The sequence below is a fragment of the Streptomyces sp. NPDC096132 genome, assembly GCF_044763345.1.
In the GTDB taxonomy this organism is placed as follows: domain Bacteria; phylum Actinomycetota; class Actinomycetes; order Streptomycetales; family Streptomycetaceae; genus Streptomyces.
The window spans coordinates 83812-96164 of sequence record NZ_JBIWGA010000005.1; the positions used below are offsets into that span (position 1 = coordinate 83812).

Here is a 12353-nt window from a genome sequence, read left to right on the forward strand (position 1 = left end):
TCCACATCGAGACCGAGAGAAGACTGAAGCCTTATGGCTACCACTTCGCTTGACCTGGCCAAGGTCCGCAACATCGGGATCATGGCCCACATCGACGCGGGCAAGACGACCACCACCGAGCGGATCCTGTTCTACACCGGTGTGTCGTACAAGATCGGTGAGGTCCACGACGGTGCTGCCACCATGGACTGGATGGAGCAGGAGCAGGAGCGTGGCATCACGATCACCTCTGCTGCCACCACCTGTCACTGGCCGCTCGAAGACGTTGACCACACGATCAACATCATCGACACCCCGGGTCACGTCGACTTCACCGTCGAGGTGGAGCGTTCGCTCCGCGTGCTCGACGGTGCCGTGACGGTGTTCGACGGCGTCGCCGGCGTCGAGCCCCAGTCCGAGACGGTTTGGCGTCAGGCGGACCGCTATGGCGTTCCGCGTATCTGCTTCGTCAACAAGCTCGACCGCACCGGTGCCGAGTTCCACCGCTGCGTCGACATGATCGTCGACCGCCTGGGCGCGCAGCCGATCGTCATGCAGCTCCCGATCGGTGCCGAGGCCGACTTCCAGGGTGTCGTCGACCTGGTCCGCATGAAGGCCCTGGTCTGGTCCGCCGAGGCGACCAAGGGCGAGATGTACGACGTCGTCGACATCCCGGCCACCCACACCGAGGCTGCCGAGGAGTGGCGCGGCAAGCTGCTCGAGGCCGTCGCGGAGAACGACGAGGAGCTCATGGAGCTGTACCTCGAGGGCGAGGAGCCCTCGGAGGAGCAGCTCTACGCGGCGATCCGTCGTATCACCATCGCGTCCGGCAAGGGCGGCGGCACCACCGTCACCCCCGTGTTCTGCGGAACCGCGTTCAAGAACAAGGGCGTTCAGCCCCTGCTCGACGCGGTCGTGCGCTACCTGCCGTCCCCGGTCGACATCGAGGCCATCGAGGGCCACGACGTCAAGGACCCGGAGAAGGTCGTCAAGCGCAAGCCGTCCGACGACGAGCCGCTGTCGGCGCTGGCGTTCAAGATCATGAGCGACCCGCACCTCGGCAAGCTCACCTTCGTGCGCGTCTACTCCGGCCGCCTCGAGTCCGGCTCCGCCGTGCTCAACTCGGTCAAGGGCCGCAAGGAGCGCATCGGCAAGATCTACCGTATGCACGCCAACAAGCGTGAGGAGATCGAGTCGGTGGGCGCCGGCGACATCGTCGCCGTCATGGGCCTGAAGCAGACCACCACCGGTGAGACGCTGGCCGACGAGAAGAACCCGGTCATCCTGGAGTCCATGGACTTCCCGGCGCCGGTTATCCAGGTCGCCATCGAGCCCAAGTCGAAGGGCGACCAGGAGAAGCTGGGCATCGCGATCCAGCGCCTCGCCGAGGAGGACCCGTCCTTCCAGGTCCACTCCGACGAGGAGACCGGCCAGACCATCATCGGCGGCATGGGCGAACTGCACCTCGAGGTGCTGGTCGACCGTATGCGCCGTGAGTTCAAGGTCGAGGCCAACGTCGGCAAGCCGCAGGTCGCGTACCGCGAGACGATCCGCAAGGCCGTCGAGAAGGTCGAGTACACCCACAAGAAGCAGACGGGTGGTACCGGCCAGTTCGCGCGCGTCATCATCGGCATCGAGCCGATCGAGGGCGGCGACACGTCGTACGAGTTCGTCAACAAGGTCACCGGTGGCCGCGTGCCGAAGGAGTACATCCCCTCGGTCGACGCCGGTGCGCAGGAGGCCATGCAGTTCGGCATCCTCGCCGGTTACGAGATGACCGGTGTCCGCGTGACGCTCATCGACGGTGCCTACCACGAGGTCGACTCCTCCGAGCTCGCGTTCAAGATCGCCGGTTCGCAGGCCTTCAAGGAGGCCGCGCGCAAGGCCAGCCCCGTGCTGCTCGAGCCGATGATGGCCGTGGAGGTCACCACGCCCGAGGACTACATGGGCGAGGTCATCGGCGACATCAACTCCCGCCGTGGCCAGATCCAGGCCATGGAGGAGCGGGCGGGTGCCCGCGTCGTGAAGGGCCTCGTGCCCCTCTCGGAGATGTTCGGTTACGTCGGCGACCTGCGCAGCAAGACGTCCGGCCGTGCGAGCTACTCCATGCAGTTCGACTCCTACGCCGAGGTTCCGCGGAACGTCGCCGAGGAGATCATCGCGAAGGCCAAGGGCGAGTGACGCACCGCGTTTAACGCACCGCGTGCACACGCTTTAGGCTTGACCCTGGAGCCTCACGGGTCATTCATCCGCCTTTGTGGGTGAATGACCCGGGGCCCGGGACTTAACAGCAAAGATCACCTGGCGCCGACGATCCAAGGCGTACAGAACCACTCCACAGGAGGACCCCAGTGGCGAAGGCGAAGTTCGAGCGGACTAAGCCGCACGTCAACATCGGCACCATCGGTCACATCGACCACGGTAAGACGACCCTCACGGCCGCCATTACCAAGGTGCTGCACGACGCGTACCCGGACCTGAACGAGGCCACCGCGTTCGACAACATCGACAAGGCGCCCGAAGAGCGTCAGCGCGGTATCACCATCTCCATCGCGCACGTCGAGTACCAGACGGAGACCCGTCACTACGCGCACGTCGACTGCCCGGGTCACGCGGACTACATCAAGAACATGATCACCGGTGCCGCGCAGATGGACGGCGCGATCCTCGTGGTCGCCGCCACCGACGGCCCGATGCCGCAGACCAAGGAGCACGTGCTCCTGGCCCGCCAGGTCGGCGTTCCGTACATCGTGGTCGCCCTGAACAAGGCCGACATGGTGGACGACGAGGAGATCCTGGAGCTCGTCGAGCTCGAGGTCCGTGAGCTCCTCTCCGAGTACGAGTTCCCGGGCGACGACCTGCCGGTCGTCCGCGTCTCCGCGCTCAAGGCGCTCGAGGGCGACGCCGAGTGGACCCAGTCCGTGCTCGAGCTCATGAACGCCGTCGACACCTCCATCCCGGAGCCCGAGCGTGACGTCGACAAGCCGTTCCTGATGCCGATCGAGGACGTCTTCACGATCACCGGTCGCGGTACGGTCGTCACCGGCCGTATCGAGCGTGGTGTCCTGAAGGTCAACGAGACCGTCGACATCATCGGCATCAAGACCGAGAAGACCACCACCACGGTCACCGGTATCGAGATGTTCCGCAAGCTGCTCGACGAGGGCCAGGCCGGTGAGAACGTCGGTCTGCTGCTCCGCGGCATCAAGCGCGAGGACGTCGAGCGCGGCCAGGTCATCATCAAGCCCGGTTCGGTCACCCCGCACACCGAGTTCGAGGCCCAGGCCTACATCCTGTCGAAGGACGAGGGTGGTCGCCACACCCCGTTCTTCAACAACTACCGTCCGCAGTTCTACTTCCGTACGACGGACGTGACCGGCGTCGTGACCCTCCCCGAGGGCACCGAGATGGTCATGCCGGGTGACAACACCGAGATGAAGGTGGAGCTCATCCAGCCCGTCGCCATGGAAGAGGGCCTGAAGTTCGCCATCCGTGAGGGTGGCCGGACGGTCGGCGCCGGCCAGGTCATCAAGATCAACAAGTGATCTTGAGCCTGAGCGGCAGCACAGCCTGAGCTGAGCTCCTGAGAGGGCCCGTACGACTCCGGTCGTACGGGCCCTTTCGCGCTTGGGTGCGTGCTTTTCGGCGCGGGGAGTCGTACGGATGTGCGGTGGGTGAACCGTGGACGAACGTTGCCCTGTGTCGCCCATGAGGTACCTGTGCCGGGCCTAGCCTGACGGACGATGTCTGGCCTCCCTCTCATACGCACCGCACAACCGCTCCCCACGCCCCTCGTGGTGCCGCCACGCCCCAGCCGCGCGCGGCGCCCCCGCCTCTACGCCCTCGACGGCATCCGGCTCCTCGCCGCGCTCATGGTCGCGGTCCACCACTACGCCGGCACCCGCCGCGTGAACCAGCCCGGCAACCTGATCTGGGACCGCCCCACGTCGGACATCATGCCGACGGTCTTCCACTTCGCGGCCTACGGCTGGATCGGCGTCGAGATCTTCTTCGTGATCAGCGGCTTCGTGATCTGCATGTCGTGCTGGGGACGGACGCCGCGCCAGTTCTTCGTGTCGCGGGTCATCCGGCTCTACCCCGCCTACTGGTTCGCGGTGCTGTTCACGACGGGTGTGCTGGTGGCCCTGCCGGGGGTGTGGGAGCGGCTGCGGCTGCGGGACGTCCTGCTGAACCTGACGATGCTTCAGTCGGGTTCGGGCGTGCAGAACGTGGACGGCGTCTACTGGACCCTCTGGTCGGAACTGCGCTTCTACCTGCTGTTCCTGGTCGTGGTGTGGATGGGCCTGACCTATCGCCGGGTGGTGGTGTTCTGCTGCGTGTGGGGCGCGGCGGCCATGCTCGCCCCGGTCGCGAAGCTGCCCCTGCTGGAGCTGGTCGCCGACCCTGAGGCCTCCTGGTACTTCATCGCCGGCCTCGCCCTGTACCTCATGCACCGCTTCGGCCAGGACCTGCTCCTGTGGGGCATCCTCGCGATGGCCTGGCTGATGGGCCAGAAGGAACTGGGCCAGCGGATCGACGAGGTCGAGCATGTGGGGAGCTGGCGGGGCGCGGTGGTCATCTTCACCGTGTTCCTGCTGATCATGGTCGCCGTGGCCCTCGGCTTCACGGACCGGATCCGGTGGCGGTGGCTGGTGACGGCGGGGAGCCTCACCTATCCGCTCTACCTGATGCACTACGCGGCGGGCACGGCCGTGATCAGCCGCCTGCGGGACGACATGGACCCACGACTGCTGGTGGCGTCGGTCCTGGCCGGGTTCCTGGCGCTGAGCTGGGCGGTGCACCGCTTTGTGGAGCGGCCGGTGGCGGGGGTGGTGAAGCGGGGGCTGGACGGGGCGTTCGCCCGGGTGCGGAGTGGGGGGCAGGCGGGTTGAGCTTGCTGGGTGATCACCCTCAACGCGGGCCCCGGAATCGAGGGTGAGTCCCACACGCGTTTGACCTGTGTCACGTCCGGGGTATTCTCTCCGGCTCGATTGGCGGAGGTGCGGCCCCGTATGGCAGACTAGCGGGGTTGCTCGGTCGAGTGTTGATGCTGCGCGCCTCCCGCCGGGAGGACCGGAAGCGAGTCCCACAGTACTCGTCGCCCTAACTGCCGTACGGCAGCGCTGGGGCGGACGTACGGGAATCTTTCGGGAAGCAAGGTGCGGCACCGGCCAGGCGCCCGGTGGACCTTTGTCCCCGGCTTGCGGTTCCGGAAGGGCCGTGTGCATTCCCTGCAGGGATGTTCGAACAAGGGGCATCTGTGTCAGCGGGAGCGCGACACGCCCGACCGCGTGGGTCGGAGAAGGGGCGGCGGAGACGTCGCCGGGGCACCGGGTTCCAGAGCGTTACGAGACAAAGGACTACTGAGTAGCCATGGCGGGACAGAAGATCCGCATCCGGCTCAAGGCCTACGACCACGAGGTCATCGACTCCTCGGCGAAGAAGATCGTCGAGACGGTGACCCGCACTGGTGCGTCGGTCGCGGGCCCGGTGCCGCTGCCCACTGAGAAGAACGTGTACTGCGTCATCAAGTCGCCGCACAAGTACAAGGACTCGCGCGAGCACTTCGAGATGCGCACGCACAAGCGCCTGATCGACATCCTCGACCCGACGCCCAAGACCGTTGACTCTCTGATGCGACTCGACCTCCCGGCCGGTGTCGACATCGAGATCAAGCTCTAGGGGCCGGTGATCTGAGAATGGCTAAGCAGATCAAGGGCATCCTGGGCGAGAAGCTCGGCATGACGCAGGTGTGGGACGAGAACAACCGTGTTGTTCCGGTCACCGTCGTCAAGGCCGGCCCCAACGTCGTGACCCAGGTCCGTACGAACGACGCCGACGGCTACGAGTCCGTCCAGATCGCGTTCGGCGAGATCGACCCGCGCAAGGTGAACAAGCCCCTCAAGGGCCACTTCGCCAAGGCCGACGTCACTCCCCGCCGCCACCTCGTCGAGATCCGTACCGCTGACGCCAGCGAGTACACCCTCGGCCAGGAGATCACCGCCGAGGTGTTCGAGGCCGGCATCAAGGTCGACGTGACCGGCAAGAGCAAGGGCAAGGGCTTCGCCGGTGTCATGAAGCGTCACAACTTCAAGGGCCTCGGCGCCGGTCACGGCACCCAGCGCAAGCACCGCTCGCCCGGTTCCATCGGTGGCTGCGCCACCCCGGGCCGCGTGTTCAAGGGCCTCCGCATGGCGGGTCGCATGGGCAACGAGCGTGTCACCACCCAGAACCTGACCGTCCACGCCGTTGACGCGGAGAAGGGTCTGCTGCTCATCAAGGGCGCTGTCCCCGGTCCGAACGGCGGCCTCGTCCTGGTCCGCACCGCGGCCAAGGGGGCCTGAGGTAACCGATGAGCACTGTTGACATCCTTTCGCCTGCCGGCGAGAAGACCGGTAGCGTCGAGCTCCCCGCGGAGATCTTCGGCGTGGAGAAGGTCAGCATCCCGCTGATCCACCAGGTCGTCGTCGCGCAGAACGCGGCTGCCCGCCAGGGCACGCACAAGACGAAGACCCGTGGCGAGGTCCGTGGTGGTGGCAAGAAGCCTTACCGCCAGAAGGGCACCGGCCGCGCCCGTCAGGGCTCGACCCGCGCGCCGCAGTTCGCCGGCGGTGGCGTCGTCCACGGCCCGCAGCCGCGTGACTACTCGCAGCGGACCCCGAAGAAGATGAAGGCTGCCGCCCTGCGTCACGCCCTCACCGACCGGGCCCGCCACAACCGCATCCACGTCGTCACCGGCGTGATCGAGGGCGACACCCCCTCCACCAAGTCCGCTCGGACGCTGTTCGGCAAGATCTCGGAGCGCAAGAACCTGCTCCTGGTCGTCGAGCGCGCCGACGAGGCCGCGTGGCTGTCCGCCCGCAACCTGCCCCAGGTCCACATCCTGGAGCCGGGCCAGCTGAACACGTACGACGTGATCGTCTCGGACGACGTGGTCTTCACCCAGGCCGCTCTCGAGTCCTTCGTCGCCGGCCCGAAGGCCAACGACACCGAAGGGAGCGAGGCCTGATGGCTACGCGTCACCCGAGCATCGCCTCCAAGGCGGCCAAGGCCGCCAAGGCCGCGCGCGTCGCCAAGGCGAAGCGCCACGCCACCGAGGGCAAGAACACCGTCGTCACCGCGCCCAGCAAGGCGTACACGGACCCCCGTGACGTGCTGCTGAAGCCGGTCGTGTCGGAGAAGAGCTACGCGCTCCTCGACGAGAACAAGTACACGTTCATCGTCGACCCGAACGCCAACAAGACCCAGATCAAGCAGGCCGTCCAGGCGGTCTTCTCGGTCAAGGTCACCGGGGTCAACACGATCAACCGCCAGGGCAAGCGCAAGCGGACCCGCACGGGCTTCGGCCAGCGCGCCGCCACCAAGCGCGCGATCGTGACCCTCGCCGAGGGCGACCGTATCGACATCTTCGGCGGTCCGACCGCCTGACGGCGGTCCGGATCGTCCGATATCGGACGAGGACTGAGAAATGGGAATCCGCAAGTACAAGCCGACTACGCCGGGCCGTCGTGGCTCCAGCGTCGCCGACTTCGTCGAGGTCACGCGGTCCACGCCGGAGAAGTCGCTGGTCCGCCCCCTGCACAGCAAGGGCGGCCGTAACAATTCCGGTCGTGTGACCGTTCGCCACCAGGGTGGCGGACACAAGCGCGCCTACCGCGTGATCGACTTCCGTCGTCACGACAAGGACGGCGTGCCGGCGAAGGTCGCGCACATCGAGTACGACCCCAACCGCACCGCGCGCATCGCGCTGCTGCACTACGCCGACGGCGAGAAGCGCTACATCCTCGCCCCGCGCAACCTGCAGCAGGGTGACCGCGTCGAGAACGGTCCCGGGGCCGACATCAAGCCGGGCAACAACCTGGCGCTCCGCAACATCCCGGTCGGTACCACGATCCACGCGATCGAGCTCCGTCCCGGTGGCGGCGCCAAGTTCGCCCGCTCCGCCGGTGCCTCCGTGCAGCTGCTCGCGAAGGAGGGCTCGATGGCCCACCTCCGCATGCCCTCCGGTGAGATCCGCCTGGTCGACCAGCGCTGCCGCGCCACGGTCGGCGAGGTCGGCAACGCCGAGCAGAGCAACATCAACTGGGGCAAGGCCGGCCGCAAGCGCTGGCTGGGCGTTCGCCCGACCGTCCGTGGTGTCGCGATGAACCCGGTCGACCACCCGCACGGTGGTGGTGAGGGCAAGACCTCCGGTGGTCGCCACCCGGTCTCCCCGTGGGGTCAGAAGGAGGGTCGTACTCGTTCGCCGAAGAAGGCTTCGAACAAGTACATCGTCCGCCGCCGCAAGACGAACAAGAAGCGCTAGGAGCGGGTTTAGATGCCGCGCAGTCTCAAGAAGGGGCCCTTCGTCGACGACCACCTGATCAAGAAGGTGGACGCCCAGAACGAAGCCGGCACCAAGAACGTCATCAAGACCTGGTCCCGTCGCTCCATGATCGTGCCGGCCATGCTCGGCCACACGCTCGCGGTGCACAACGGCAAGACCCACATCCCGGTGTTCGTCACCGAGTCGATGGTCGGCCACAAGCTCGGCGAGTTCTCGCCGACGCGCACCTTCCGGGGTCACGTCAAGGAAGACCGGAAGTCGAAGCGCCGCTAGTAGCGGATCGCATTCAGACACGTAAGTAACTCTGAAGGGACAACCATGGAAGCCAGGGCCCAGGCGCGGTACATCCGCGTCACGCCCATGAAGGCCCGCCGTGTGGTGGACCTCATCCGTGGCATGGACGCCACGGAGGCTCAGGCTGTTCTGCGATTCGCTCCGCAGGCAGCCTCCGAGCCGGTCGGCAAGGTGCTCGACAGCGCCATTGCCAACGCCGCGCACAACTACGACCACACGGACGCCTCCTCGCTGTTCATCAGCGAGGCGTACGTCGACGAGGGTCCGACCCTGAAGCGGTTCCGTCCGCGCGCCCAGGGCCGTGCCTACCGGATCCGCAAGCGGACCAGCCACATCACCGTGGTCGTCGCCAGCAAGGAAGGAACCCGGTAATGGGCCAGAAGGTTAACCCGCATGGGTTCCGGCTCGGCATCACCACGGACTTCAAGTCCCGGTGGTACGCCGACAAGTCGTACAAGGAGTACGTCGGCGAGGACGTCGCCATCCGTCGGATGATGACGTCCGGCATGGAGCGCGCCGGCATCTCCAAGGTCGAGATCGAGCGCACCCGCGACCGTGTGCGTGTGGACATCCACACCGCGCGTCCGGGCATCGTCATCGGCCGCCGTGGCGCCGAGGCCGACCGTATCCGCGGTGACCTGGAGAAGCTGACCAAGAAGCAGGTCCAGCTCAACATCCTCGAGGTCAAGAACCCGGAGACGGACGCTCAGCTGGTGGCCCAGGCCGTCGCCGAGCAGCTCTCCTCCCGCGTCTCCTTCCGTCGGGCCATGCGCAAGAGCATGCAGTCCGCCATGAAGGCCGGCGCCAAGGGCATCAAGATCCAGTGCGGTGGCCGCCTCGGCGGCGCCGAGATGTCCCGCTCGGAGTTCTACCGCGAGGGCCGTGTGCCCCTGCACACGCTCCGCGCGAACGTGGACTACGGCTTCTTCGAGGCCAAGACGACCTTCGGCCGCATCGGTGTGAAGGTCTGGATCTACAAGGGCGACGTCAAGAACATCGCCGAGGTCCGCGCCGAGAACGCTGCTGCCCGCGCCGGCAACCGCCCGGCCCGTGGCGGCGCCGACCGCCCGGCCCGTGGTGGCCGCGGTGGCGAGCGTGGCGGTCGCGGTCGCAAGCCGCAGCAGGCTCCCGCTGCCGAGGCCCCCAAGGCCGAGGCTCCGGCTGCCGCTCCGGCTGAGAGCACCGGAACGGAGGCCTGACCGACATGCTGATCCCCCGTAGGGTCAAGCACCGCAAGCAGCACCACCCGAAGCGTCGCGGTGAGGCCAAGGGCGGTACGACGGTCGCGTTCGGCGAGTACGGCATCCAGGCCCTCACGCCGGCGTACGTGACCAACCGCCAGATCGAGGCGGCCCGTATCGCGATGACCCGCCACATCAAGCGTGGCGGCAAGGTCTGGATCAACATCTACCCGGACCGCCCGCTCACGAAGAAGCCCGCCGAGACCCGCATGGGTTCCGGTAAGGGTTCGCCGGAGTGGTGGATCGCGAACGTGCACCCGGGCCGGGTCATGTTCGAGCTGTCCTACCCGAACGAGAAGATCGCCCGTGAGGCCCTCACTCGCGCCGCCCACAAGCTGCCGATGAAGTGCCGGATCGTCAAGCGCGAGGCAGGTGAAGCGTGATGTCGGCCGGTACCAAGGCGTCCGAGCTGCGCGAGCTGGGCAACGAGGAGCTTCTGGCGAAGCTCCGCGAGGCCAAGGAAGAGCTGTTCAACCTCCGCTTCCAGGCGGCGACCGGACAGCTTGAGAACCACGGCCGTCTGAAGGCGGTCCGCAAGGACATCGCGCGGATCTACACCCTGATGCGCGAGCGTGAGCTGGGCATCGAAACGGTGGAGAGCGCCTGATGAGCGAGAACAACGTGACTGAGAACGCAGAGGCGCGCGGCTTCCGCAAGACCCGTGAGGGTCTCGTCGTCAGCGACAAGATGGACAAGACCGTCGTCGTCGCCGTCGAGGACCGCGTCAAGCACGCGCTGTACGGCAAGGTCATCCGCCGTACGAACAAGCTCAAGGCGCACGACGAGCAGAACGCCGCGGGTGTCGGCGACCGCGTCCTCCTCATGGAGACCCGGCCGCTGTCCGCGACGAAGCGCTGGCGCGTCGTCGAGATCCTCGAGAAGGCCAAGTAATTTCCTGCGGGCATCCCCGCAGGACAGTTCCGCCAGGCTCGGCAGGGGCTTCACCTCGTAAAGAGGAAGCCCCTGCCGGGAACCGGCAGACAAACAGGAGATAGACGTGATCCAGCAGGAGTCGCGACTGCGTGTCGCCGACAACACTGGTGCGAAGGAGATCCTTTGCATCCGTGTGCTCGGTGGCTCCGGTCGCCGCTACGCGGGCATCGGTGACGTCATCGTCGCCACCGTCAAGGACGCGATCCCCGGTGGCAACGTGAAGAAGGGTGACGTCGTCAAGGCGGTCATCGTTCGCACCGTCAAGGAGCGCCGCCGTCCGGACGGCTCGTACATCCGCTTCGACGAGAACGCCGCCGTCATTCTGAAGAACGACGGCGACCCTCGCGGCACCCGCATCTTCGGCCCGGTCGGCCGTGAGCTGCGCGAGAAGAAGTTCATGAAGATCATCTCGCTCGCGCCGGAGGTGCTGTAAGCATGAAGATCAAGAAGGGCGACCTGGTCCAGGTCATCACCGGTAAGGACAAGGGCAAGCAGGGCAAGGTCATCGCGGCCTTCCCCCGCGAGGACCGCGTCCTGGTCGAGGGTGTCAACCGGGTCAAGAAGCACACCAAGGCCGGCCCGACCGCCAAGGGCTCCCAGGCCGGCGGCATCGTGACCACCGAGGCCCCGATCCACGTGTCCAACGTTCAGCTGGTCGTGGAGAAGGACGGCAACAAGGTCGTCACGCGTGTCGGTTACCGCTTCGACGACGAGGGCAACAAGATCCGCGTTGCCAAGCGGACGGGTGAGGACATCTGATGGCTACCACCACCACTCCGCGTCTCAAGACGAAGTACCGCGAGGAGATCGCGGGCAAGCTGCGTGACGAGTTCAAGTACGAGAACGTCATGCAGATCCCCGGCCTCGTCAAGATCGTGGTCAACATGGGTGTCGGCGACGCCGCCCGTGACTCGAAGATCATCGAGGGCGCGATCCGCGACCTGACCCAGATCACCGGTCAGAAGCCGGCCGTCACCAAGGCCCGCAAGTCCATCGCGCAGTTCAAGCTGCGTGAGGGTCAGCCGATCGGTGCCCACGTCACGCTCCGTGGCGACCGCATGTGGGAGTTCCTGGACCGCACCCTGTCGCTCGCGCTGCCGCGCATCCGCGACTTCCGTGGTCTGTCCCCCAAGCAGTTCGACGGCCGTGGCAACTACACCTTCGGTCTCACGGAGCAGGTCATGTTCCACGAGATCGACCAGGACAAGATCGACCGTGTCCGGGGTATGGACATCACCGTGGTCACCACGGCGACCAACGACGCTGAGGGCCGCGCGCTCCTTCGTCACCTCGGCTTCCCCTTCAAGGAGGCGTGAGCGAGATGGCGAAGAAGGCTCTGATCGCTAAGGCTGCTCGCAAGCCCAAGTTCGGTGTGCGCACCTACACCCGCTGCCAGCGCTGCGGCCGTCCGCACTCCGTGTACCGCAAGTTCGGCCTCTGCCGCGTGTGCCTTCGTGAGATGGCTCACCGTGGCGAGCTGCCGGGCGTGACCAAGAGCTCCTGGTAATCCCGGTAATTCGGGATTCCTGAAGCTCTCGGTAAGCAATGGGCGTGTCAGGCGCCCTCCCTTTCATGGCTTA

Annotated in this window: 18 protein-coding genes; all 18 read left to right on the forward strand. The window is 66.4% G+C overall.

Features of this window, described 5'->3' with window-relative positions:
* The first annotated feature begins 33 nt into the window (after positions 1–33).
* On the forward strand, positions 34–2160 hold the full coding sequence (gene fusA, locus ACIRF9_RS13550; protein ID WP_403820165.1) for an elongation factor G: 2127 nt from the start codon (positions 34–36) through the stop codon (positions 2158–2160).
* A gap of 170 nt (positions 2161–2330) precedes the next feature.
* A complete protein-coding gene (gene tuf / locus ACIRF9_RS13555) occupies positions 2331–3524 on the forward strand; it encodes an elongation factor Tu (protein WP_403820168.1) in 1194 nt (397 codons plus the stop codon).
* A gap of 198 nt (positions 3525–3722) precedes the next feature.
* Entirely contained in the window at positions 3723–4871 is a 1149-nt protein-coding gene (locus ACIRF9_RS13560; RefSeq protein WP_403820171.1) for an acyltransferase family protein, read from the forward strand.
* Positions 4872–5352: 481 nt separating this feature from the next.
* The gene (rpsJ, locus tag ACIRF9_RS13565; RefSeq protein ID WP_003948644.1) at positions 5353–5661 is read left to right on the forward strand and encodes a 30S ribosomal protein S10; all 309 of its coding nucleotides are present in this window, start codon (positions 5353–5355) and stop codon (positions 5659–5661) included.
* Positions 5662–5678: 17 nt separating this feature from the next.
* Positions 5679–6323, forward strand: a complete 645-nt coding sequence (gene rplC, locus ACIRF9_RS13570; RefSeq protein WP_007384065.1) for a 50S ribosomal protein L3 — start codon at positions 5679–5681, stop codon at positions 6321–6323.
* Positions 6324–6331: 8 nt separating this feature from the next.
* Positions 6332–6988 (forward strand): 50S ribosomal protein L4, encoded by a 657-nt coding sequence (gene rplD / locus ACIRF9_RS13575; protein WP_403820174.1) that lies wholly within the window; start codon positions 6332–6334, stop codon positions 6986–6988.
* Complete coding sequence (gene rplW, locus ACIRF9_RS13580; RefSeq protein WP_133914848.1) at positions 6988–7407, forward strand: 50S ribosomal protein L23; 420 nt, start codon at positions 6988–6990, stop codon at positions 7405–7407. The genes rplD and rplW overlap by 1 nt, the downstream gene beginning before the upstream one ends.
* 40 nt (positions 7408–7447) lie before the next feature.
* A complete protein-coding gene (rplB, locus tag ACIRF9_RS13585) occupies positions 7448–8284 on the forward strand; it encodes a 50S ribosomal protein L2 (RefSeq protein ID WP_030788280.1) in 837 nt (278 codons plus the stop codon).
* A 12-nt stretch (positions 8285–8296) separates the two neighbouring features.
* Positions 8297–8578 carry a 30S ribosomal protein S19 gene (gene rpsS, locus ACIRF9_RS13590; RefSeq protein ID WP_023547380.1) on the forward strand — a complete coding sequence of 94 codons (282 nt, stop codon included), beginning with the start codon at positions 8297–8299 and terminating at the stop codon, positions 8576–8578.
* 45 nt (positions 8579–8623) lie between these two features.
* Positions 8624–8971: a 50S ribosomal protein L22 gene (gene rplV / locus ACIRF9_RS13595; RefSeq protein WP_403820179.1), complete on the forward strand. Its 348-nt coding sequence runs from the start codon at positions 8624–8626 to the stop codon at positions 8969–8971.
* Positions 8971–9798 (forward strand): 30S ribosomal protein S3, encoded by an 828-nt coding sequence (gene rpsC, locus ACIRF9_RS13600; RefSeq protein WP_189712338.1) that lies wholly within the window; start codon positions 8971–8973, stop codon positions 9796–9798. The genes rplV and rpsC overlap by 1 nt, the downstream gene beginning before the upstream one ends.
* Positions 9799–9803: 5 nt before the next feature.
* Positions 9804–10223: a 50S ribosomal protein L16 gene (gene rplP, locus ACIRF9_RS13605; RefSeq protein ID WP_030788270.1), complete on the forward strand. Its 420-nt coding sequence runs from the start codon at positions 9804–9806 to the stop codon at positions 10221–10223.
* A complete protein-coding gene (rpmC, locus tag ACIRF9_RS13610; protein WP_003974259.1) occupies positions 10223–10447 on the forward strand; it encodes a 50S ribosomal protein L29 in 225 nt (74 codons plus the stop codon). Before rplP ends, rpmC begins: the two co-directional genes overlap by 1 nt.
* Positions 10447–10731 (forward strand): 30S ribosomal protein S17, encoded by a 285-nt coding sequence (gene rpsQ, locus ACIRF9_RS13615; protein WP_067249205.1) that lies wholly within the window; start codon positions 10447–10449, stop codon positions 10729–10731. Before rpmC ends, rpsQ begins: the two co-directional genes overlap by 1 nt.
* 106 nt (positions 10732–10837) lie before the next feature.
* The gene (gene rplN / locus ACIRF9_RS13620; protein WP_003998823.1) at positions 10838–11206 is read left to right on the forward strand and encodes a 50S ribosomal protein L14; all 369 of its coding nucleotides are present in this window, start codon (positions 10838–10840) and stop codon (positions 11204–11206) included.
* Between the two features lie 2 nt (positions 11207–11208).
* Positions 11209–11532, forward strand: a complete 324-nt coding sequence (rplX, locus tag ACIRF9_RS13625) for a 50S ribosomal protein L24 (protein WP_030039760.1) — start codon at positions 11209–11211, stop codon at positions 11530–11532.
* A complete protein-coding gene (gene rplE, locus ACIRF9_RS13630) occupies positions 11532–12089 on the forward strand; it encodes a 50S ribosomal protein L5 (RefSeq protein WP_403820183.1) in 558 nt (185 codons plus the stop codon). Before rplX ends, rplE begins: the two co-directional genes overlap by 1 nt.
* A gap of 5 nt (positions 12090–12094) precedes the next feature.
* Positions 12095–12280, forward strand: coding sequence for a type Z 30S ribosomal protein S14 (locus ACIRF9_RS13635; RefSeq protein ID WP_403821196.1), 186 nt, complete (start codon positions 12095–12097; stop codon positions 12278–12280).
* Positions 12281–12353: the final 73 nt, after the last annotated feature.